Genomic DNA, 20,427 nt, shown 5'->3' with positions numbered 1-20,427 from the left:
TAGTTAGGATTACGTAAAGACACTTAGCTTTACGCTAAAGATATTAGATTTACGTTAACGATAGCTGGCAGGTTCATTTTTATTGAGTAAAGCGACTCGCATTTTACAATTGAATAGAATAGGGTATACGGAAAATCTAAAGGTATGAATTTATGGAAAACATAGCAATTTTGGTCGACGTTCAGAACGTTTACTACACGACGCGCGACAAATACCGTTCTAACTTCGACTATAACCAGTTTTGGTATGTTGCCACGGAAGGGCGTAACGTTATTGCAGCTAATGCTTACGCAATCTCAAGCCAAGATCCAAAGCAGCGTCAATTTCATCATATCCTTCGTGGTGTGGGCTTTAATGTGAAGTTAAAGCCGTTTATTCAGCGTCGAGATGGCAGTGCAAAAGGCGATTGGGATGTGGGTATTGCGTTAGACGCGATAGAACTTGCTGAGACGGTTGATACGATTGTTTTGGTATCAGGAGACGGTGATTTCGAAATCCTTGTAGAGCGAATCAAAGAGCGCTTTGGCAAGCCTGTTGAAGTGTATGGTGTTCCCGGGTTAACTGCTCAAAATCTTATCGATTCTGCATCAAAATTTGTACCGATTGAAAAAGATTTTCTTCTATAGAAGAAATCGGGCACTTTATAATTGAAATCAATAATAACGATAATTAGAATGCAAACAGTTCTTATTTATCGGTATGTGTAATGTCTCGCGTTTTAGTTGTTGATGATGATATTCAGTTGTGTGAATTACTGGGTGAAGTGTTAGAAAATGAGGGGTATCACGTTGATACTGTTCATTGCGGTGAATCCGCGCTTGAGTTTATTCAATCTCACCCTGTCGATTTGGTTCTACTCGATGTAATGCTTCCGAACCTAAGCGGCATTCAAGTAGCAAGACGTATTTGTCAGCGTTTTGCTACTCCCATTCTTATGCTAACCGCGCTTAACGACGATGCCTCAATGCTCGATGGCTACCAAGCAGGCGCCGACCAGTACATCGCTAAACCTTTCAATGTTCCTGAACTCTTAACCCGTATTAAGGTGATCTTGCGCCGAGTGGGTTTTGAACGCCAAAGACAATCTTTAGCTTCCTCTAATCACGGCTTGTGTGAACAACTCTCTCGTTTGCCATTAACTGGCACTGAAAAAGACTTGCTTGATTATTTGGTCAAAAATGACGGTATTGTCGTCTCAAAATCTGATCTGCAAATCCATGTACTCAAGAAAGAATTGTGTCCCTTCGATCGTAATTTAGATATGCATATCAGCAATATACGTAGAAAGCTCGTTCAGGCAGGTTTGTCTAAACAACATATAAAAACCGTTCGTGGTAAAGGTTACAGTTACCTAGAGTCGGTCGGAGCATGAGTAAAAAACTGCTGCGTTGCCCTGATTTTATTGCTAAGCGTAAAGACGGACTCACTTTCCAACTGTTCAGTTACCTGACCGTCATTTTGGTGAGTATTTTGATTCTGCAAGGTGTCGCAGAAAGAGCCTTGATGAAAGCGCTGCTTAAAGTGCCAGAATCGGTAAAAGCGGAAATGCTCGACCTTGCTTACCAAGCGAATGTGTTGATCGAAGAAGGGGACATGGATGAACTCGCGGACTGGGGTAATGCTCAGCAGTATTATCTGTTCGTCATTGATAAAGACAATCGTCCGATCACACATCGTCACATGCACCCACATTTTGAATTTAAGCTCAAATACTTAAGAACGTTAGATCACCAACTTAGTGATCGTGTGAGTAAGCCGATCTTCGGCCTACCACTGGATAACGGTAAAACACTGGTTATCCAACTACCGCACCAGTTTCATCCCGCAAAATCTTTTGCGCCATATTCCTATATGCTTAAAGCATTGATTGCATTGGTCGTATTGTCTCTGTTCTCGATTATCATGGCCAAAAGCCTTCAGCAACCGTTGGATAGATTGAGAGAAGCGAGCCGCAGACTGGCTCAAGGTGACTTCACGGTCAGTGTGGTGTCGGAGTTGAACTCCACCACGCGTGAATTCAACGAGCTTGCACACGATTTTGATTATATGACCTTTGAGATTAAATCTCTGGCTGAAAAGCAACGTTGTTTGATTCGTGATGTCTCACACGAGTTAAGAACACCATTAGCAAGGCAAAACCTCGCACTACACCTGCTGCGCAGCAAGGTTGATGATAAAAGCATTGGTTTGCTAGAACGAATGGAAAATGAAACAGAAGAGATGAATAAGCTGGTGGGTGAGATACTTGAATTTAGCCGCTTAGAAACCTCTCGCTATGACTCCAAGTTAAGTTTAATGCACCTTGAGCACTATTGTTCAATGTTGATCGCGCAGATGCAAAACGATTTAAAACCGAATCAAACTTTGATTGGTTCCCTAGAGACGCCGATATCAATGGTGAACGTTGATGAGAGGCTACTGCTTCGAGTCATTGGTAACTTGGTCGGGAATGCCATTAAATACGCGGGTGAGAACGCTCATGTGGTCGTGACGACATACGAACAGGTAATGGATAGACGTTACAGTGTAATATCTGTAGAAGATGACGGTGACGGTATTCCTGATAACAAGATTGCAGGTATATTCGACCCGTTTACTCGTATTGAATCAGCAAGAGACAAACGGTCTGGTGGCTACGGTCTGGGCCTTGCGATTGTTAAAGAAGCGATGGGTGTGATGAATGGACATGTAACTGCTGAGAATAGAGAAGGTGGGGGGCTGAGAGTGAACTTGATGTTCCCAATCGGTGATTAGCTTTCCCTATTGATAATTACCTTAAATTGATAACTGTCCCAACTCAGTAGTACTGACTTAAGCGATACCCAATAAAAACGCCACTGCATCTGCAGTGGCGTTTTTCTTTATGCGCTTTGGTATGGGCTAGGCGTAGCCATTAATTACGCCTGAGCTTGAAGACAAGAGCATAAGATAAGCGAGACTATGCCTGTTGGCGAGCTAGCTTAACTTCTTCTTCTTTCTCACCTGCTGCTGGGTCGTTGAAGCGAGACTCGTCTAGATCGCCTTCAGACTTAGCAACGATGATAGATACGGCACTATCACCTGTGATGTTTACAGCGGTACGAATCATATCAAGAAGGCGGTCAACACCCATGATTAGAGCAATACCTTCAAGCGGCAGGCCAACTTGGTTCAATACCATCGCTAGCATAACAAGACCAACACCAGGGACACCTGCAGTACCAACAGACGCCAGTGTCGCCGTTAGGATAACCATTAGGTAATCACCCATTGAAAGGTCGATGTTGTACGCTTGCGCGATAAACGCCGTCGCAACACCTTGCATGATTGCAGTGCCGTCCATGTTCACAGTTGCACCTAGTGGTACTGTGAAAGAAGCGACTTTGTTGTCTACGCCCATACGGTTCTTAGCCGTTTCCATAGTTACTGGAATTGTTGCGTTCGAAGATGCTGTTGAGAATGCAAACATGATTGCATCTTCCATCTTACGTAGGAACGTAATCGGACTAAGACCTGTGAATCCTTTAAGCATCGCACTGTAAGTCACCAAGCCATGCAACAGCAGGGTACCAGCAAGCACTAAGAAGTATTCTGCTAGGTTCCAAATTGCACCTAAGCCAAGGCCAGAGAACAGTTTCGCCATCAAGAAGAATACGCCGTAAGGAGCAAGGTTCATTAGTAGCGCAACTAGCTTCATGATCACTTCGTTTAGATCAGAGAAAACTGCAGCGATACGTTCACCGGGTTTGCCCGCTGCACTGATTGCGATACCAAACAACACTGCAAATACGATAACTTGTAACGTTTTGCCCTCAGCCATCGCCTGAATAGGGTTGGTTGGGAACATGTCGATGATTACTTGGCCCAGAGAAGGGGCATCCGCTGATTTGAAAGAGCTCGCAGCAGTAAGATCCGCACCAGCTCCAGGTTGGAACAGGTTACCGATAGTTAATGCTAGAGTGATGGCAACGGCAGTAGTACCGATATAAAGTGCAAGCGTTTTGCCACCCATACGGCCAAGAGTTGATAAGTCTTTAAGAGAACTTGTACCGCACACTAGTGAAACGAAGACTAGAGGCACAACAAGCATTTTTAAACTGGCGACAAAGATTTGTCCGCCCACTTCAAAGAGTCCGTTAACGATGTAGTTGTTAACAAATCCGTTGTCTGCAAAAAGGGATTGAATGGCGAATCCCGTTAATATACCTACGACCATACCGAGGATTACTCGACCAGTCAGAGACATAGGTTTCTTGGTATTCATTTAGAACACTCCTTATTATTTATAACTTTGATACCTTTTCAAAGTGAGCAGGAGATTAGCAGTCGGATAATCAATTCGAAAAACAAAAAATGAGTTTGGAATTATAGATGTGATCAAAATCACTGATAATTGTGTAAATTAAACAAATAAAAACAAAATAATTCACTATTAATTTACATATATCGAGGGTTTTATACATAAATTTGTCGTTTCAAAGGTAGTAAATAAGAAGAGATGATTTTCTTATCAATCTTCACGTCTTCAATTGACTGAACAAATACCGTTGTTTCAAAAAATTCGGTGAAGATAACCAGTCGATTTACGTCCATGAGCCTTAACTATTTGTATTGAATGGTTTTGTTGAACTCCTCAAATATGACTCACCGACAGGCCTTTACAAAACTTTACGAATGCAAAGAATGTAAATTTAATGCAAATGGTAATAGTTATCACTTATATTCACTCCCGAAATAATTCAGTGGTACCGGCAACGGTTCAGCGAACACATCGAATAAATAACAAAGTGTTCGTCTAAAAGAATAAAAGCGGAGTAAAGGACATGTTTTCAAAGAGCCCATTGGCTTTAGTGATCGGCGCAGTATTAGCTTCACCAGCAGTATTGGCAGAAACAGTAAAAACAGACGAGCATATGGTTGTTGAAGGTCGTGACTACGGTTATAAAGCCGACACGAACACAACAGCAATGCGCATGGAGGCGACTCAATTAGAGACTCCGGGACAAGTTTTAGTAATCGATGAGCAAATCATCGATGAACAGCGTGCAACAACGCTTGGTGACGTGCTTAAGAATGACGCGAGTGTAAGTGCTGGCGGTACAAGCCGTAACCGTGAACGTTTCTCTCTACGTGGTTTCTCGGTAGAAAGCTCTTCGGGCTTCCTTAAAAATGGCCAGCAACATTGGTCTCACTACCGTCAACCAATCGAACTGCTAGAGCGTGTTGAAGTACTAAAAGGACCTTCTGGTCTTCTTTACGGTATTTCTGCACCAGGTGGTTTGATCAACATGGTAAGCAAAAAGCCAACTTACGATACGCAAGTAAGTGTTAGCCAAGATATTGGTTCTAATGACCATTCTCGTACAACGGTAGACGTAAGTGGCGCTTTGAACGACGCTGAAACTCTACGTGGTCGCGCGATTCTATCTAAAGAAAGCTACGGCTCTTGGAGAACTTATGGTGACGGAACTGAACCACAAACAGAACGTTTTGTTGGTGGTGTATTCGTTGATTACGATGTAACTGAAGACGTGACAGTTTCTGTTCATTACGACAAAACTAACGACGAAGGTAGCGTAGATTCTGGCGCTTTATACACGCTAGACGGCAACCGAGTAGGTAGCGACAAGCACATCTGGGATGCACAGTGGTCACAGATCGAGAATGATGTTGAGAACGTTGGTTTTGATATTGCTGCTAACCTGACTGATACATGGTCATTAAAAACAGGTTTCAACTACCAAGATTTCGAACGTATTGATATGGAAAGCTACCCAAGCTTTTCAAATATGAATCCTGATGGTACGGGCACCGTGACTCAAGGCGGTAACTACCGTCATGATAAATGGCGTTTCAGAACGGCTTACGTTGATCTAACAACAACCGCTGATCTTGCGGGCACAGAGCACCAACTATTATTCGGTGCTAACTGGTTAGGCTACAGCTATTACCGTGGTATGGATCGCTTCAGCAGCGCTGAATACGCACCAGATGCAACAGTACCAGCGCCGTCAGTGGGTCCAACATCGCTAGGTAAGATGAGTACTTACGATACTTGGGGCTTCTACATCCAAGATTTGATTACTATTAATGATGAATGGCAAGTTCTTGCGGGTGCTCGTTTCGACCGTAAAGTAAGTGATGGCGTAGCAGAAGAAAATGTAGCGCCTAAGCTTGGCCTGATTTACCACCCAGCATCAAACGGTAGTATCTACGCTTCTTACTCTGAAAGTTTCGAACCACAAGGTGTTGTGTCTAGCGGAAGCCGCAACTACACCAACGATGGCGAACTTCTTGACGCAGCAACGGGCGTGTCTTATGAAGTCGGTACTAAGTGGGAACTGATGGACGAACGTCTATTCGTTTCTGGTGCGGTATTCGATATTACCCAAGAAAACATTTCAATGGATGTAGAAGACACTTCATCAGGCGATTGGACGAAGACACAAGGTGGCGAACAAGTTCACCGTGGTGCTGAGCTAGCCGCACAAGGCTTTATTTCAGAGCGCTTCTCAATGTCTGGTTCTGCAATGTACTTAGATGCTGAAATCACGAACCATGAAACATATGAAGGTAACCGTCCAGTAGACGTACCTGAGTTTGCAGCAAGCGTTTGGTCTACCTATGCAGCAACAAACGAAGTTGATGTGAACCTGGGTCTTATCTACGAAGGTTCTCGTTACGGCGATAGCGCGAACACATTCAAGAAAGACGGCTACGCACGTGTAGATATGGGTGCTGCATACACGCTTAAGTACGACGATTCTCTTGATTTCGTAGCGCGTCTAACAGTCGAGAACGTATTTGATAAAGAATACCTAGCGGGTGGCGGTTCAACATCTTCAAACCACCAATTTGCTGAAGACGTAGTAATCGGCGAAGGCCGTAACTACATGGCGACTTTACAGGTAAAATACTAATTTGTTAGTAGGGTACTATTGTTAGCCTAAATACTAAGGGGAAAGTTTCGGCTTTCTCCTTTCGTGATTCTGCTATTTCGTAAAATATCCCTAGTAATGCGAGTGACTTTTAATGATAATGAGAGTGCTTATCAATAATAGTATTTATCAATAAAATGTATTTGACCTTCTTCTATAGTAAATGACTACAATTATGAATCTTTTAAAAACTAGCCTAGCGCTTGCCATCAGTTTGGTTGCAACGTCTTCTATGGCAAACAGCTTGGATCAAGCTCAATCAATTCAAAACAAGACCAATAACGCGTCGGCTTCGAGCCAAAAGGTTATTGATAAAAGCTCACAAGCGACTTTAATGCTGCAAGCTGAGATTGAGCGTCTGCAAGAAGAAGTTAAAAACCTAGAAATCTATCACGATCACCTTGCTGCATTAGTTGAGAGCCAAAACCAAGAAGCTCAAAGCATTGAAGAGCAGATCGAAGAAATCAAATACACACGCCAAGGTGTTGTGCCATTGATGTATCAAATGATCGATGGTCTTGAACAGTTGGTAGAGAAAGACGTGCCGATTAAGAAAGAACAGCGTCTAGAAAGAGTAGAAAAGCTACAAGCAATGATGACTCGTGCTGACGTAAGTGACGCTGAGAAATACCGCCGTATCCTAGAGGCATACCAAATCGAGATGGACTACGGCATTAAGTTGGGTGTTTACCAAGGTCGTGTTGCATTGAGCAGCGACAGAACGATTGAAGCTGACGTGTTGCACTTAGGTCGTATCTCTTTGGTGGCTCGTAACCTAAATGGCAGCCAATACTGGTCTTGGAATCAAACACAAAATCAGTGGCAGGAGCTAGATTCTTCAATGAAATCTGAGCTAGATAAAGCTTACGACATTGCAAGCCAACAAGCGGCGCCAAGCCTAATTACTTTACCTGTTTCTTTAACTGTTGCGGAGGTTAAGTAATGAACTTAAAGCCATTAGCAGCATTGCTTTGCATTACGTCTATTTCATTTTCAGCTTTCTCTGCATCAGATACGACGGCTCAGCTAGTTAATAAAGCAAAATCAGAGAGTCGAACTCAAGCTTCTCACAACGTAGTGCGTGAAGCTGATTTCAAAAAGACAGAACAAGAACTGAAAGCGATCAAAGCTCAGCTTGAAGCGAAGCGTACGTCTATCCAAGGTGCGACAGATGTTCTGACTCAAACGTTCAGTGATAACGAAAACAAGCTTGCTCGCTTAGAAGAGAAGCTGCGTTTAGAAACCGGTAGCTTAGGCGAGCTGTTCGGTGTCGTTCGTCAAAACGCAAAAGAACTCGGCGCAGAGCTTAGCTCAACCGTGAATAGTGTTGATCGTGCTGAACACACTGCAACTGTTGATCAAATCATTGATGCTAAATCACTGCCTTCAATGCCACAGCTGACCGGTTTGTGGATGAGCATGGTTGAACAGATCCAAGCGAGCTCTGAGCTTAGCAAATCTCAAATTGCATTCATTAATGGTGAAGGCAATACAAACAAGGTTGACGCTTACCGACTAGGTTCGATTGGTCTTGTGACAGAGCAAGGCTATGTTAGCTGGAACACTCAGCGTGAAGATGCGATCGCTTACCTTAAGCAACCACAAAATGGTCCAACGTTAGCGTCACTTTCTTCGTTAGCGAATGGTGAAGTATCTAACGTGGTTGTCGATCCTTCTCGCGGGTTTATGCTAGAGCAATTAGCACTTACGCCAAGTTTAACTGACCGTCTACAAGCGGGTGGTGTGGTTGGTAAAGTGATTCTTGGCCTACTAGCTATTGGTCTAATCATCGCATTAGTTCGTGGTGTCTCTCTTGCTATCGCACGCCAGAAAATTCGCGCGCAACTTAAGAACCCTGAGCAAGCGGGTGATAACCCACTAGGTCGTGTTCTTGCGATGTACAACAAGGAACAAAACCAAACGGTTGAAGCGTTAGAGTTGCGACTTTTAGAAGCGGTAGTTGATGAGCAGACTCACCTAGAGAAAGGTCTATCGATGCTTAAGCTATTGGCGGCACTAGCACCAATGTTGGGCCTTTTAGGTACAGTAACCGGCATGATCGAAACATTCCAAGTGATCACTCAGTTTGGTAATGGCGACCCTAAAGTTATGGCGGGTGGTATCTCGATGGCGCTTGTAACTACGGTACTTGGTCTGGTTGCGGCAATGCCTCTTCTACTGGCACACAACATTCTTAGCACTCAAGCAGAAAACATTCGCAATATTCTTGAGAAGCAAGGTATTGGTCTTGTTGCTGAGCAGGCTGAAAAGACCGTTGAATCAAACGCTGTTGTTTCACCAGTTGGGACTGCTGCGTAATGGATATTTTGTCGGGTTCTCTATTACCAGCGAGTTGGTTAACGAGTGACTGGCTGCTGTCTTTATCAAGCTTTATGGAGCAGGGCGGTTTCGTCCTGTGGTGGCTAGCGGCTGTCGTCCTAGTGTATTGGGTGCTTGTGGTAGAACGTGTGCTTTATCTTGCGTTCTACTTTCCTAAGCAACGCCAAGCTTGGATAGCGAAATGGCATGAAAGAGAAGATCACTCTTCTTGGCATGCCAAAGCCATTCGTGAAGGTTGGTTAGGGCAAGCGAGTATCTTGCTTAACCAAAACTTGAATTTTATTAAGCTGTTAGTCGCTATTTGCCCGATGTTGGGCTTGCTAGGCACTGTAACCGGTATGATCTCTGTTTTTGATGTTATGGCGACACAAGGCAGCAGTGACCCTAAATTGATGGCTTCAGGTATCTCGTTAGCAACACTGCCAACCATGGCAGGCATGGTTGCAGCGTTAGCGGGCATGTTCGTTCACGCTCGCTTAGCGAAAGTATGTAACCGCTTAGAATTGAAATTAGAAAAATCTTTAAGGAGTCAACGATGAGACTCGGTCGACGTCATTCTAAAAACGAAGAGGCTCAAATAGACCTTACTTCGATGCTTGATATTGTCTTTATCATGCTTATTTTCTTTATTGTGACCAGTTCATTTGTTCGTGAGTCAGGGGTGGAAGTCAATCGCCCACAAGCTTCTAACGTAGTAAGCCAAAAGGATGCAGGCATCTTTGTTGCGATTACTTCTGCAAACGACATTTTCATCGACAAGCGTGTCGTAGATGTTGAACGTGTCCAAGCGACGTTAGAGCACTTGTTGCTAGAACAACCTGATGCTTCTTTGGTTATTCAAGCGGATGAACACGCTTACAACGGTACTGTTGTTAAAGTGATGGATGCCGCGAAAGGTGCAGGTGTTAAAAACATTGCGCTTGCTGCTGATAAGCGATGATCTTGGAGGATCTTCATAAATGATTCGCCTATTTCTTGCTTTACCGCTAGCGGGCGCGTTGGGCTTAGCGCTGTTTTCTTTCATGGCTTGGATGGTCGATAATGGCCACCAACGTTCACCAGACGATAGCGAGACGTTAAGTTTCAACATGGTAATGGTGGAACAAGAACAAGAAGTTCAAAGAAGACAACGTGCAGTCCCTGAAAAACCAGAAATGCCAGAGCCGCCACCGGAAGCGCAAACGTCTCAGTCACAAGCTGAAGTTACGCCTCTGAATTCGATGTCTTCTTTGCCTTCATTGGATTTGAACACATCCATTGATGGCTTAGCGATTAACGCACCGACATTCTCTGATTTTGGGTCAAACCAACAAGCAATGCCTTTGTATCGAGTAGAGCCTCGTTATCCAGCGAAAGCGCTTAAGCGTGGAGCTGAAGGCCATGTGATTATGTCTTTTACTATCGATGAAACGGGACGTCCAATTGACATTCAAGTCACTGACGCAAACCCACGTCGTATGTTTGAACGTGAAGCGATGAGAGCACTTAAAAAATGGAAATATCAACCGAAAGTCGTCGATGGAAAAGCGATAGCTCAGGTTGGTCAAACCGTGAAACTAGAGTTTAAGTTGGCAAAATGATGAAACATATATGGATATTAGTGGGCTTGTTGTTAATGCCCCTTACAACACAGGCACAAGAGCTAACCCAATATACTGCTATTCGTGTTCAAAAGGCGCATAAGCTTGCTCAAGATGAACAGGTTAAACAGGCCATTGACGTACTAGCAGGTTTAGAGCTTTCTAAGGGCTACGACAAAGCGTACGTAGCTCGTATGCTAGGTGTTTTTTACTGGCAAGATGGCAAAACCGATAAGGCGATTAAGCAGCTTACATACGCCGTCGATACCAATTTGCTGGTGGATGAACAAGCTTGGATAACGAAGCGTATGCTTGCGGATCTGTTATTAAACGATCAACAGTTCAAAAACGCGCTTCCACATTACTACGAGTTAGTAAAAACAGCGCCAGAGGCAGAAAAGAAAGACGTGCTTTGGATGCGAATTGCACAAGCGGAATACCAAATCGAAAACTGGTCAAAAGTACTGGTTGCTATTGGTAATCGCGACAAGTTCAATGCGAAATCAGAACTGTCGCCTCTTTCGCTAAAATTGGGTGCACAACTACAGTTAAAGCAATGGAAGCAATCTATTCCAACACTGGAAAGCCTGATTGAACTTCAGCCAGAAAAAGACAACTGGTGGCGTCAACTTGTGGGTATTCAGTTAAGACTAGAACGTAATCGCGATGCATTGAACACGTTAGCACTGGCTGATTTACAAGGTGTTGATCTGAAGAACTCAGATCGCCGCTTGCTTGCACAGCTTTACGCGAAACGTGGTATTCCAGAGCGCGCAGCACAAGAAATTAGTAAGCTAGATGATGCGAACAGCGACGTTCAACTTCTAGCAGAGCAAGCAACCTACTGGCAGTTAGCGAAAGAGTGGGACAGTGCTATTGAAGTATGGACGTTAGCGTCTAAAAAGGACACGCAATATCATTGGAATGTGGCTCAATTACTGGTTCAGCAAGGTTACTACGATCGTGCTCTGGTTGTTTTGGATAAAGTGAAAGACAAGAACAAGCAAGCTGATGTTGCTTTAGCGAAAGTACGTTCATGGTACAAGCTAAAGAATCTTGATAATGCTCTTGCTCAAGCGAAACGTGCGAACAACATTGAGCCTTCTTCTGAGGCAAAAGGTTGGATTAAATATCTGACTCAGCTAAGAACAGTGAGTGATAACGGCAACGTCTAACTGCGAATAGCACAACAGAAGACAAGAGAAAGTAATATAGAGAAAAGGGTGTCATTTGATGGTTCAAATGACACCCTTTTTAATTTTGGCGGTTAAAGCTTTTTGAACTTTATCGTTCCAATGCGGCAGTTAAGGCTCGCACATCGTGCCGCTGGACGTAGCACTTTGAATCACGCCGCTGGTATCAGCAACCCAATTAATGGTGCAGTCACGATAAGGGTTTTTGAATGCGTGTACTGTATAACCATTGTCTAACGGTTTCTTGGTTTCAATCCAAGCATAGTTTCGAGACGCCCAAAAACTGATAGGGCGTGACCGTTCGGTGAGATAACGTTCTTGTACATCGGTTATGTCTGAACCGATGTATTCTTGAATATGTTCTTCCGTGCTGATTATTTGGCTGGTGCACGCCGTCACTAGCGCAGCAAAAGCCAAAACAAAAATACGCATTTCAAATCCTTTTAAGCTTCATTAGCTATCATCAAACCAGTGATCAAATAGTCCCTACTTTCTATCCTTAAAGCTACGACTGTTACCTTAAACCCATCTCAATCAAGCATGTTGAGATTGAGTTTTTTTGAGCTTTGACCCTGTTATCAATAACCTCTAATAAAACGAATCAAATCCCTTTAGTACACGTTAGCAAGAATATGCATACAGTTCGATTACTTCCCATGTAATGTTATGTAAATTTCCTTACGCCACTCGGCAAACGTAAACAATGTAAATTGAATGCCAATACGAATGATTATCAACTAAATTGACGCCATAAAATTTATAGGTATTGGTTTGTATGTCGTTAAAAAGTAGGGCGGTTCAATCATGGGCTCGTCGACTTCATGTTTATATTTCAATGGCGCTTCTGTTCGTTGTTCTTTTCTTCTCAGTGACAGGTATCACCCTTAATCGACCTGAGTTATTTGAATCAACCCAACCCAATATCCAACGGTCTACGTTAACGCTTCCTGCAAGTTTATTTTCAATCCAAGACGGGCGATTAAAAGCCGACGAAACGGCCTTTGAAACATTTCTGTTTGAAGAAGCCAACCTATCTGGCGTTCCTTCAGGTTTAGACATCTACGCCGAGATTGAAGGCGGTGAGTTGCTCATCGGTGAAGTGTCTATGGACTTCAAAGGACCAGGTTACAACGCCTCTGTGTTCGTTGACGTGGCGTCTGAAATGGTGGAAGTCGAAACCACCAATTACGGCGTGATTGCACTGTTGAATGACCTACACAAAGGTCGTAATAGCGGTGAGGCGTGGAAATGGTTCATAGATATCACAGCACTCCTGATGGTCTTCTTTGTACTTACCGGCGTGTGCTTACTGTTACCTAAGAAAAAAACACTCAATACCTCCATTAAATGGACGGTGTTTGGGTCTGCAATCTCATTGGTTATCTATTTTGTCGCCGTGCCTTAACGCTTGGTTCGATTGATAAATCGGATTGAAGAACGAACTTAAGGTTAAACGGATTTAAAAGGTTGTTAAACATGAAAAAAATGAACTGGAGCAAGGCGCTTCTTGCTTTATCTATTTTGCCAAGCCTAGGTATGGCACAAGCGATTCCTGATACGGCAAAACTTGATGTGAGCTTCGAGCTTCCAAAGATTGATACCTCTATGTATGCGCGTCCTTATGTGGCGGTGTGGGTAGAGAACAGCGAACGAAAGTCAGTGAAAACCATTGAGCTTTGGGTCGGTAAAGATGAATGGCTGAAAGATCTGCGCAGCTGGTGGAGAAAAGTTGGCCGTTACGATCGCGAACTCGTTGACGCCGTGACATCCGCAACGCGCCCTGCTGGCAAGTACCGTTTCGTTTGGGATGGTAAGAGCGATGACGGTCAAGATCTAGAGCAAGGCGAATACACGGTTCATATCGAAGTTGTTCGTGAACACGGCGGCCGTAACTATCTTCGTCAAAAAGTATCACTCACAGATTCAAACGCTTCTTATGAGCTAAAGGCAACAGAAGAGACGGGTGAAATTACACTGAATTACGTCGCTAAATAGACAACGCAGCAGTGAACCCCAATTGGTTTAAGAATCAGAACAGAATCGACAGTAGTCATCGTAGGCTCAGATCGAGCGACACGGCTAAAAATTATAAATAATGGAATGAACATGATGAAACAGACAAAAATAAAGGCACTTGCTCTAGCGGGTGTTATGGCGTTCGGCCTAGCGGCTACGACAACAGCACAAGCTCACCCACGCTGGATTTTGCCATCGCACTTCACTGTATCTAAAGAAGGTGGTGATTGGCTAACGTTCGATGTGACGGCGTCTCACGGTACGTTTGTTTTTGATAAGCCTGCTGGCAGCGAAAATGCTCATGTCATCATGCCAGATGGCCGCAGCGAGCGTCCTAACTTCGTTATTCGTGGCAAGCGTCGTTCAATCTTCGACTTCTATTTTGAAGAAGAAGGTACACACAAAGTGGCGATCAACAACCAGCCGTCTTACTACACGCAATACAAAGCGGGTCGCCGTGACACGGTGAAGTGGATTAAAGCAAACAAAGCTGAGCGTGACTCAGTTCTGCCTGAAAAATCACGTGACGTGGTAACGCAGATCGGCTTCACTCGTGCAGAAAGCTACATCACGGTAGGTAAGCCAACGGATTCAGTGTTCAAAATTGAAGGCAAGCTTCTAGAAATGAAGCCTGTGACACACCCTTCAGATATCGTTGAAGGCGAACCTGTGACATTCCAGTTCTTCTACAACGGTGAAATCCAGAAAGACGTGAAAGCGGAGATTACTCGTGAAGGTACGCTTTACCGCAACCACCAAGAGCAGATTGATGTGGTGAGTGATGAGAACGGTGAAATCACGTTTACTCCAGACGTAGCAGGTCGTTACGTAATGAAAGCGAACTACAAAGGTGAGTTGATTGACAACCCACTGGCAGACAAAGCAAGCGCGAACGTTCACCTAACGTTCGAAGCGCTGCTTCAATAGTCTGTGATATCGGGGCTAGATCCCTGATTAAGAATCAAAAAAACTTAAGGGCTCATTTGAGCCCTTTATCGCTCAGTTTACTTCTGAGAATTTGCACTGTGGCTAGGGTACGAACCATGACAATAAAAACAAAACTTAACGCTTTAATGACTCCTTGCTTAGCATTGGGACTTGGTTTCGCTGCATTACCTGCACAAGCACACTTTCCACTGATGAGTTGTTGGTTTGAAGGCAAAACCGTGGCCTGTGAAGCGGGTTATTCAGACGGTAGTAAAGCGATTGATTACGCGGTTGAGATGTACGACTACGAAGACAACTTGATTGCGAAAGAGATGACGGATAAGCGCTCTATCGTTGAGTTTCCAAACCCAGACACTGAGTTCTATCTTGTGTTTGATTCAGGCCACGAGTTTCCTGTTGAAGTGGACGTTGTTGAGATCAGTGAGAAATGATGATTGAAGGTGTACGTGCAGACACGGGTGGCAGAGAGGGCAAATGGGTAGGACTGATCATTGTGTTCATCCTTTGCTTTTCAACTGTCGCAATCCCATTTCATCAGGCTGAATCCCACGTTAAAGCAGTGCTTGATCATCAAATTCTAGTGACTGATGTTGAACAAGAAAACTTGGCGATGCTATCAGAGCTGCGTTTAGCGCATGAAGAAATCCGTGACCTGCGCATGGACTCAGATGGTGAATGGCCGAGTGTTGCATCACTTAAAGATGAATGGGTTGCCCCGTTTGTAGAAGATCAGAGTTGGAAGCGCAAAGGTTCTCATGCTTGGGTACTGGACGAGCGTGGTTATTACTTTTCTACTCCAAGTGAACAAGCTACGCCTACCGATCATGGTTTTGCGGATTCCTTTATTTTAAATGCGAACAGCGTTTCTCCTGAAATCTGGATCTTCTTGGGCGGTGTAGCGAAACAGCCTGATACTTTTGACCAACAAATGCTTGAGTCTGCCGGCTGGAAAATGGTTGTGAATGAATCAGAAATTGAACTGCATCATGAAAGTGATGCTCACAAATAATAAGAGATTTACTATGCGAATTATGACTCTGTTCATGTCGTTACTAGCGGTGTTCATGGCACCGAATGCATTAGCAAAAGAATACAAGGTCGACAGCGACAAGCTGACGATTGGTATCACGCTTCAACCTTACTACAGCTATGTGAAAGCCGTAGTAGGCGACAAAGTGAACATTCTTCCTTTAGTTGACGCTGGTTTCAACCCACATAACTACCTGCCACAACCGAACGACCTGAAACGATTGAGCCAGATGGACGCAATCGTAGTAAACGGCATTGGTCACGACGACTTCGCGCTTAAAGTGATTTCAGCCGCGCAACGTGATGATTTAGTGGTGATCGAAGCAAACAAAGAAGTGCCTCTACTTCCCGCATTAGGCCAGTCTGTTGGTCAAGGTGCCGTGAACCCGCATACTTTTGTTGGCCTATCGACCACGATTCAAAAGGTTTACACCATCGCAAGTGAAGTTTCTAAGCTCGACCCAGACAATGCTGCGTTCTATCGCAAGAACGCGCGCAAATACGCCAAGCAATTTCGTTTTATGAAGCGTGATGCGATGTTGTCATTAGGTGAGCTAGACACATCTGGCATGAAAGTAGCGACAACACACAATGCGTATGGCTACATCCTCCAAGAGTTTGGTGTGGATGTGGCGGCGGTGATTGAACCTGCACACGGTGTTGAGCCAAGTGCTAGTCAACTGCAAGAGACGATCGAAAAGATCCGCGCATCGGGTATTGATGTTCTGTTCTACGAGCTCAACATGCCAAACCGTTTTGTTGACACCATTGAAGCTGAAACAGGCGTTCAGCTTTACCGTTTTTCTCACATGACGCACGGCGAATATGAAGACGATAAAGTGGAAGTTGAGATGAAGAAAAACCTAGAAACGTTAATCGAAGCCATGAAATTTGCGGCGGCGAACCAAGCTAAAAGCGGGAACGCATAATGTTAGGTCCATCAATCTCAATTAATAAACTCGGTCTGCAATACGACAACAACGTCATTCTTGACGAAATTTCACTAGAACTTAAAGCGGGTGAGTGCCATGTAATCATGGGGCCAAACGGTGGCGGTAAAACTTCATTACTGCGCTCTGTGCTTGGCCTTACGCCTTTCTCTGGCCAAATCAATATCCACTGGCCAGAAAAGCAGAGTATTGGTTACGTACCTCAAAAAGCGACCTTCGAGTCTAGCTTGCCTTTGACTGTAATGGACTTCGTACTGCTTAACCAAACACGAATCCCATTGTTTTGGCGTCGTAAATCTAAGCAATTGGATCTTGCACTCGCACAATTAGATCGCGTTGGTATGGTTACTCGTAGCGACCGCCGCATGGGACAGTTATCGGGTGGTGAGCAGCAACGCGTGCTGTTTGCCCAAGCGCTATTAGATAACCCAAGTCTACTGGTGTTGGATGAACCAACCACGGGTATGGACGAGCAGGGCGTTCGTTATCTTGAATCGTTAATTCGTGAATGTGTTAGTGAAGGTCGTACGATCCTTGCGGTACACCACGATGTCACGGCAGTGCGTCGACTCGAAGCGAACGTACATGTTGTGAATCGATTCTTGGTTGATAGTGGCCCACACGAACAAGTCTTACACCCAAGTAAAATCGAGAGCCTGTTCCAGCACTACAGCAGTGGCTCTGCGATGACCAAATCGAAGGAGGTTGCGTAATGGATTGGTTACGACAACTAGCCATTAGTGGCGTGGAAGCGGGCTGGTTATCAGACAGTTTCATGTATGCCTTCATGGTCAATGCTTTGGTTGCAGCGTTACTACTTGGTCCTCTGTTAGGTGGTCTGGGTACTTTGGTGATTGCCAAGCGTCTGGCTTTCTTCTCAGAAGCCGTCGGCCACGCAGCGCTAACCGGTATCGCTATTGGTGTTTTGCTTGGCGAGCCACCAGAAAACCCAATTATTGGTTTGTTTAGCTTCTGTATGATCTTCGCTCTGCTTCTTCACTTTGTAAGAAACAGGACCAACGTTCCATACGATACCTTAGTGGGTGTTTTCCTTGCTTTAGCACTGGCAGTGGGTGCGGCGTTACTGATGTATGTTGCTCGTAAGATCAATATCCACATGCTTGAAAACGTACTGTTTGGCTCGATTCTTACGGTAACAGACCAAGACTTAGCGATTCTCGCAGGTAGTTGCGTGATCATCATCTTGCTCTTGATACCGACATTCAACCGCATTCTCCTAACTTGTATCAGCCCTGATATAGCTAAGGTTCGTGGTTACAACACCAGCTTTTACGATTACTTGTTTGTCATGATGATCACCTTAGTGACAATTGCGGCCGTGAAGATCGTAGGTGCAGTTCTAGTGGGTGCGTTATTGTTGATTCCAGGTGCGACCGCTCGATTGTTAACTAAACGTATGGGGAGCTTTGTTCTCTTGTCGGCATTACTCGCAACCATCGCATGTTTGGTTGGAACCGTGTTGCCTATGGAACTCAAACTGCCAGTGCCATCGGGCGCTTCAATCATAATCGTTTCTGCAACGTTTTTCCTAGCAGCAACGCTATACCGAATTGTAAGAAAGGCGTAATCATGACTTGTTTAATGAATCGTATCGCTAGCTCAGTAAAAGCAACGGCTCAAGTGAGTGTACTTGGTAGTGTATTAATGGCTGGTTCTGTGATGTCACTGAACGTGAATGCAGAAGACATCCTAACCAGTACACCTGTGACTTATGCATTGGCGACAGAGCTAACCAAAGGCACAGACATTACCACCGAATATCTGCCACCAAAGCGCTACGGCATTGATCGTCTGCCAAACTGGTTTGGTACTAAAGGCGCAAGCAAAGTCCTTCAATCCGGCGAAAAGGCGACCGTAGCATTAACGCTGTCATCTATTTGGCAAGCTGATCCTACATTTGTATACGCAAGACAGGGCAATATCCGTTTGGTTGAAGTGGATGCGGCTCAAGCGATTACACCGCGCGCGCAAGGTGTAGCTGCGCTGACGTTATCAAATGGTGAAGTGTCTAAATACGCGTGGTTAAACCCAACCAATCTAACGCGTATGGCGGCGATTGTGGCTGACGACTTTAAGTTGTTGTGGCCTGCGCAAGCTGAAACGATTGATAGCAACTTACAACGTGTAATGTTGGATGTTCGTGAACTGATCAACAAGCAGCAAGCAGTATTGCTCGACAATGACGTAGATTCAGTATTGTTGCTTTCAGAAAGCTTGGAAGATTTCGCCTCTGGCAGCCAACTGTTTGTTGAAGAACGCATGTTCAAAGCTGAACTGGAATGGACAGAGCAGGACAAAGCCAAGCTTAAAGAGATGTTTTCGGAAGATGATGCTCTATGGTTAGTTACAGCGAAAAAGCCAAGCAACTTGATTAAATCATTGGTACCGAATGAGCGTATCTTGGTAGTGGATTCTGTTGATCGTTGGGGCAGAGCGGGAATCAACGCAAAAGCACCGTTTGCCCGTTGGGAAGTGCAGCCATTCAAAGGCTAACCAGCGCGATTAAAAATGGTAGGATCAAAAAAGCAGCCCAATTTGAGGCTGCTTTTTTGTTCTTGTCTGTTGGCTCTGAAAAGAGTGTCAGACAAGAGGACTGCGAGTATAAACTTACTCTGCAGCTTTTGTCTCTTCAGCTTCAACAGTTGCTTCTACTGAACCTTCAGCTTGCTCTTGAGCTGCTTTCGCTTGTTCTTCAGCTTCCATTTTTGCACGGTCAGCTTTAGAGATGTAGCGAGGCTTGTTGCTACTATGCAGTTTAGAATTCGCCTGTTTCTGCTTCTTTTTTAGAATTTGATTGATTTTTTTCTTACGGTTCATTGCTGCATAGCCTTGTATTTAGTTTAGGCGGTGGAGGATAATCATTTTAGCTCTAGAACTCAATATTTACATGGTATTCAGCAAGGAAAATATCACTATGCAGTCAGTCGAGACCGAACGTTTAAGATTAAGAATGATCACACCTCAAGATGCGGCGTTTATTCAACGACTATACAGCTCAGAAGATTTCCTGCGTTACATTGGTGATAAGGAAATCAACAACATTGAAAAGGCTGTCGAGTACATTGAAAACAACATTCTTAAGATGCATGAAGAGAAGGGTGTCTGTTTGTTGATGGTTGAAATCAAAGAAACTTCAACGCCAATTGGTATCTGCGGATTAATAAAAAGAGACACCTTAGCGTCGCATGATATTGGCTACGGGTTTGCTCCTGAGTTTTATGGTCAAGGCTTTGCCCAAGAAGCCGCGGAGGCGATAATTGAACAAGCTAAGCAGAATGCTGATATCGATCATTTAGTTGCCATCATTACCTCTGATAACATTCGAAGTATCACACTACTGACTAAGTTAGGCTTTGTGTTCGAGCGAGTTGAAGATGTGATAAGCGAAAGCGTTAATCTCAACCTGTACGGTTTCTCATTAGGTAATTAAAAC

23 protein-coding genes are annotated in these 20,427 nt (G+C 44.3%); 20 read left to right on the top strand and 3 right to left on the bottom strand.

The genetic code is table 11. The features are described from left to right. The first annotated feature begins 152 nt into the window (after positions 1-152). From AB4375_RS18900 to AB4375_RS18890, 3 genes are all read left to right on the top strand, one after another. The gene (locus AB4375_RS18900; RefSeq protein WP_010429860.1) at positions 153-626 is read left to right on the top strand and encodes an NYN domain-containing protein; all 474 of its coding nucleotides are present in this window, start codon (positions 153-155) and stop codon (positions 624-626) included. Positions 627-706: 80 nt separating this feature from the next. After that, positions 707-1,372 carry a response regulator transcription factor gene (locus tag AB4375_RS18895; protein WP_017062555.1) on the top strand — a complete coding sequence of 222 codons (666 nt, stop codon included), beginning with the start codon at positions 707-709 and terminating at the stop codon, positions 1,370-1,372. Next, the gene (locus tag AB4375_RS18890; RefSeq protein WP_017064547.1) at positions 1,369-2,754 is read left to right on the top strand and encodes a sensor histidine kinase; all 1,386 of its coding nucleotides are present in this window, start codon (positions 1,369-1,371) and stop codon (positions 2,752-2,754) included. Before AB4375_RS18895 ends, AB4375_RS18890 begins: the two co-directional genes overlap by 4 nt. A 184-nt stretch (positions 2,755-2,938) precedes the next feature. Here AB4375_RS18890 and AB4375_RS18885 read toward each other — a convergent pair whose 3' ends face one another. Beyond that, complete coding sequence (locus tag AB4375_RS18885) at positions 2,939-4,243, bottom strand: dicarboxylate/amino acid:cation symporter (RefSeq protein ID WP_017069121.1); 1,305 nt, start codon at positions 4,241-4,243, stop codon at positions 2,939-2,941. A 559-nt stretch (positions 4,244-4,802) separates the two neighbouring features. Here AB4375_RS18885 and AB4375_RS18880 point away from each other — a divergent pair. From AB4375_RS18880 to AB4375_RS18850, 7 genes are all read left to right on the top strand, one after another. Beyond that, positions 4,803-6,899, top strand: a complete 2,097-nt coding sequence (locus tag AB4375_RS18880) for a TonB-dependent siderophore receptor (RefSeq protein ID WP_017064548.1) — start codon at positions 4,803-4,805, stop codon at positions 6,897-6,899. Between the two features lie 193 nt (positions 6,900-7,092). Next, positions 7,093-7,860, top strand: coding sequence for a DUF3450 domain-containing protein (locus AB4375_RS18875; RefSeq protein WP_017069119.1), 768 nt, complete (start codon positions 7,093-7,095; stop codon positions 7,858-7,860). Continuing rightward, entirely contained in the window at positions 7,860-9,236 is a 1,377-nt protein-coding gene (locus AB4375_RS18870) for a MotA/TolQ/ExbB proton channel family protein (protein ID WP_017069118.1), read from the top strand. The genes AB4375_RS18875 and AB4375_RS18870 overlap by 1 nt, the downstream gene beginning before the upstream one ends. Further along, complete coding sequence (locus AB4375_RS18865) at positions 9,236-9,796, top strand: MotA/TolQ/ExbB proton channel family protein (protein WP_010429842.1); 561 nt, start codon at positions 9,236-9,238, stop codon at positions 9,794-9,796. Before AB4375_RS18870 ends, AB4375_RS18865 begins: the two co-directional genes overlap by 1 nt. Continuing rightward, positions 9,793-10,197, top strand: coding sequence for a biopolymer transporter ExbD (locus AB4375_RS18860; protein WP_004739212.1), 405 nt, complete (start codon positions 9,793-9,795; stop codon positions 10,195-10,197). The genes AB4375_RS18865 and AB4375_RS18860 overlap by 4 nt, the downstream gene beginning before the upstream one ends. A gap of 19 nt (positions 10,198-10,216) precedes the next feature. Then, the gene (locus tag AB4375_RS18855; protein WP_008219721.1) at positions 10,217-10,837 is read left to right on the top strand and encodes an energy transducer TonB; all 621 of its coding nucleotides are present in this window, start codon (positions 10,217-10,219) and stop codon (positions 10,835-10,837) included. After that, positions 10,834-12,012: a tetratricopeptide repeat protein gene (locus AB4375_RS18850; RefSeq protein WP_372052307.1), complete on the top strand. Its 1,179-nt coding sequence runs from the start codon at positions 10,834-10,836 to the stop codon at positions 12,010-12,012. Before AB4375_RS18855 ends, AB4375_RS18850 begins: the two co-directional genes overlap by 4 nt. A gap of 129 nt (positions 12,013-12,141) precedes the next feature. Here AB4375_RS18850 and AB4375_RS18845 read toward each other — a convergent pair whose 3' ends face one another. Continuing rightward, positions 12,142-12,462, bottom strand: a complete 321-nt coding sequence (locus AB4375_RS18845) for a hypothetical protein (protein WP_017067850.1) — start codon at positions 12,460-12,462, stop codon at positions 12,142-12,144. A 343-nt stretch (positions 12,463-12,805) separates the two neighbouring features. On the opposite strand from AB4375_RS18845, the gene AB4375_RS18840 reads away from it, so the two are divergent. The 9 genes from AB4375_RS18840 (at position 12,806) to AB4375_RS18800 (ending at position 19,487) form a co-directional block, all read left to right on the top strand. Continuing rightward, positions 12,806-13,435 (top strand): PepSY-associated TM helix domain-containing protein, encoded by a 630-nt coding sequence (locus AB4375_RS18840; protein WP_372052305.1) that lies wholly within the window; start codon positions 12,806-12,808, stop codon positions 13,433-13,435. Between the two features lie 71 nt (positions 13,436-13,506). After that, positions 13,507-14,025 carry a DUF2271 domain-containing protein gene (locus AB4375_RS18835; protein WP_372052303.1) on the top strand — a complete coding sequence of 173 codons (519 nt, stop codon included), beginning with the start codon at positions 13,507-13,509 and terminating at the stop codon, positions 14,023-14,025. 111 nt (positions 14,026-14,136) lie between these two features. Beyond that, complete coding sequence (locus tag AB4375_RS18830; protein WP_136981836.1) at positions 14,137-14,973, top strand: DUF4198 domain-containing protein; 837 nt, start codon at positions 14,137-14,139, stop codon at positions 14,971-14,973. Between the two features lie 116 nt (positions 14,974-15,089). Then, positions 15,090-15,425, top strand: coding sequence for a hypothetical protein (locus AB4375_RS18825; protein ID WP_048608222.1), 336 nt, complete (start codon positions 15,090-15,092; stop codon positions 15,423-15,425). Further along, complete coding sequence (locus AB4375_RS18820) at positions 15,422-16,003, top strand: DUF6162 family protein (protein WP_372052301.1); 582 nt, start codon at positions 15,422-15,424, stop codon at positions 16,001-16,003. Before AB4375_RS18825 ends, AB4375_RS18820 begins: the two co-directional genes overlap by 4 nt. 13 nt (positions 16,004-16,016) lie before the next feature. Beyond that, positions 16,017-16,952, top strand: a complete 936-nt coding sequence (locus AB4375_RS18815; RefSeq protein WP_372052300.1) for a metal ABC transporter solute-binding protein, Zn/Mn family — start codon at positions 16,017-16,019, stop codon at positions 16,950-16,952. Further along, a complete protein-coding gene (locus AB4375_RS18810; RefSeq protein WP_372052298.1) occupies positions 16,952-17,686 on the top strand; it encodes a metal ABC transporter ATP-binding protein in 735 nt (244 codons plus the stop codon). The genes AB4375_RS18815 and AB4375_RS18810 overlap by 1 nt, the downstream gene beginning before the upstream one ends. After that, complete coding sequence (locus AB4375_RS18805) at positions 17,686-18,561, top strand: metal ABC transporter permease (RefSeq protein ID WP_372052297.1); 876 nt, start codon at positions 17,686-17,688, stop codon at positions 18,559-18,561. Before AB4375_RS18810 ends, AB4375_RS18805 begins: the two co-directional genes overlap by 1 nt. 2 nt (positions 18,562-18,563) lie before the next feature. Next, the gene (locus AB4375_RS18800) at positions 18,564-19,487 is read left to right on the top strand and encodes an ABC transporter substrate-binding protein (protein WP_372052296.1); all 924 of its coding nucleotides are present in this window, start codon (positions 18,564-18,566) and stop codon (positions 19,485-19,487) included. Positions 19,488-19,601: 114 nt separating this feature from the next. On the opposite strand, the gene AB4375_RS18795 is transcribed toward AB4375_RS18800, so the two are convergent. Then, positions 19,602-19,811, bottom strand: coding sequence for a DUF2986 domain-containing protein (locus tag AB4375_RS18795; RefSeq protein ID WP_017060973.1), 210 nt, complete (start codon positions 19,809-19,811; stop codon positions 19,602-19,604). 97 nt (positions 19,812-19,908) lie between these two features. Here AB4375_RS18795 and AB4375_RS18790 point away from each other — a divergent pair, with 97 nt between their 5' ends. After that, positions 19,909-20,424, top strand: coding sequence for a GNAT family N-acetyltransferase (locus tag AB4375_RS18790; protein ID WP_372052295.1), 516 nt, complete (start codon positions 19,909-19,911; stop codon positions 20,422-20,424). Positions 20,425-20,427: the final 3 nt, after the last annotated feature.

Source organism: Vibrio sp. 10N.261.51.C6 (assembly GCF_041471785.1).
Taxonomy (GTDB): Bacteria; Pseudomonadota; Gammaproteobacteria; order Enterobacterales; family Vibrionaceae; genus Vibrio; species Vibrio crassostreae_C.
Note: the sequence above shows the minus strand (reverse complement) of the source record. Positions and strands in the feature narration are given on the sequence as shown.

Coding starts and splice junctions, on each gene's coding strand:
- AB4375_RS18900 (WP_010429860.1), top strand. CDS start 153: ATGGAAAACATAGCAATTTTGGTCGACGTTCAGAACGTTTACTACACG.
- AB4375_RS18895 (WP_017062555.1), top strand. CDS start 707: ATGTCTCGCGTTTTAGTTGTTGATGATGATATTCAGTTGTGTGAATTA.
- AB4375_RS18890 (WP_017064547.1), top strand. CDS start 1,369: ATGAGTAAAAAACTGCTGCGTTGCCCTGATTTTATTGCTAAGCGTAAA.
- AB4375_RS18885 (WP_017069121.1), bottom strand. CDS start 4,243: ATGAATACCAAGAAACCTATGTCTCTGACTGGTCGAGTAATCCTCGGT.
- AB4375_RS18880 (WP_017064548.1), top strand. CDS start 4,803: ATGTTTTCAAAGAGCCCATTGGCTTTAGTGATCGGCGCAGTATTAGCT.
- AB4375_RS18875 (WP_017069119.1), top strand. CDS start 7,093: ATGAATCTTTTAAAAACTAGCCTAGCGCTTGCCATCAGTTTGGTTGCA.
- AB4375_RS18870 (WP_017069118.1), top strand. CDS start 7,860: ATGAACTTAAAGCCATTAGCAGCATTGCTTTGCATTACGTCTATTTCA.
- AB4375_RS18865 (WP_010429842.1), top strand. CDS start 9,236: ATGGATATTTTGTCGGGTTCTCTATTACCAGCGAGTTGGTTAACGAGT.
- AB4375_RS18860 (WP_004739212.1), top strand. CDS start 9,793: ATGAGACTCGGTCGACGTCATTCTAAAAACGAAGAGGCTCAAATAGAC.
- AB4375_RS18855 (WP_008219721.1), top strand. CDS start 10,217: ATGATTCGCCTATTTCTTGCTTTACCGCTAGCGGGCGCGTTGGGCTTA.
- AB4375_RS18850 (WP_372052307.1), top strand. CDS start 10,834: ATGATGAAACATATATGGATATTAGTGGGCTTGTTGTTAATGCCCCTT.
- AB4375_RS18845 (WP_017067850.1), bottom strand. CDS start 12,462: ATGCGTATTTTTGTTTTGGCTTTTGCTGCGCTAGTGACGGCGTGCACC.
- AB4375_RS18840 (WP_372052305.1), top strand. CDS start 12,806: ATGTCGTTAAAAAGTAGGGCGGTTCAATCATGGGCTCGTCGACTTCAT.
- AB4375_RS18835 (WP_372052303.1), top strand. CDS start 13,507: ATGAAAAAAATGAACTGGAGCAAGGCGCTTCTTGCTTTATCTATTTTG.
- AB4375_RS18830 (WP_136981836.1), top strand. CDS start 14,137: ATGATGAAACAGACAAAAATAAAGGCACTTGCTCTAGCGGGTGTTATG.
- AB4375_RS18825 (WP_048608222.1), top strand. CDS start 15,090: ATGACAATAAAAACAAAACTTAACGCTTTAATGACTCCTTGCTTAGCA.
- AB4375_RS18820 (WP_372052301.1), top strand. CDS start 15,422: ATGATGATTGAAGGTGTACGTGCAGACACGGGTGGCAGAGAGGGCAAA.
- AB4375_RS18815 (WP_372052300.1), top strand. CDS start 16,017: ATGCGAATTATGACTCTGTTCATGTCGTTACTAGCGGTGTTCATGGCA.
- AB4375_RS18810 (WP_372052298.1), top strand. CDS start 16,952: ATGTTAGGTCCATCAATCTCAATTAATAAACTCGGTCTGCAATACGAC.
- AB4375_RS18805 (WP_372052297.1), top strand. CDS start 17,686: ATGGATTGGTTACGACAACTAGCCATTAGTGGCGTGGAAGCGGGCTGG.
- AB4375_RS18800 (WP_372052296.1), top strand. CDS start 18,564: ATGACTTGTTTAATGAATCGTATCGCTAGCTCAGTAAAAGCAACGGCT.
- AB4375_RS18795 (WP_017060973.1), bottom strand. CDS start 19,811: ATGAACCGTAAGAAAAAAATCAATCAAATTCTAAAAAAGAAGCAGAAA.
- AB4375_RS18790 (WP_372052295.1), top strand. CDS start 19,909: ATGCAGTCAGTCGAGACCGAACGTTTAAGATTAAGAATGATCACACCT.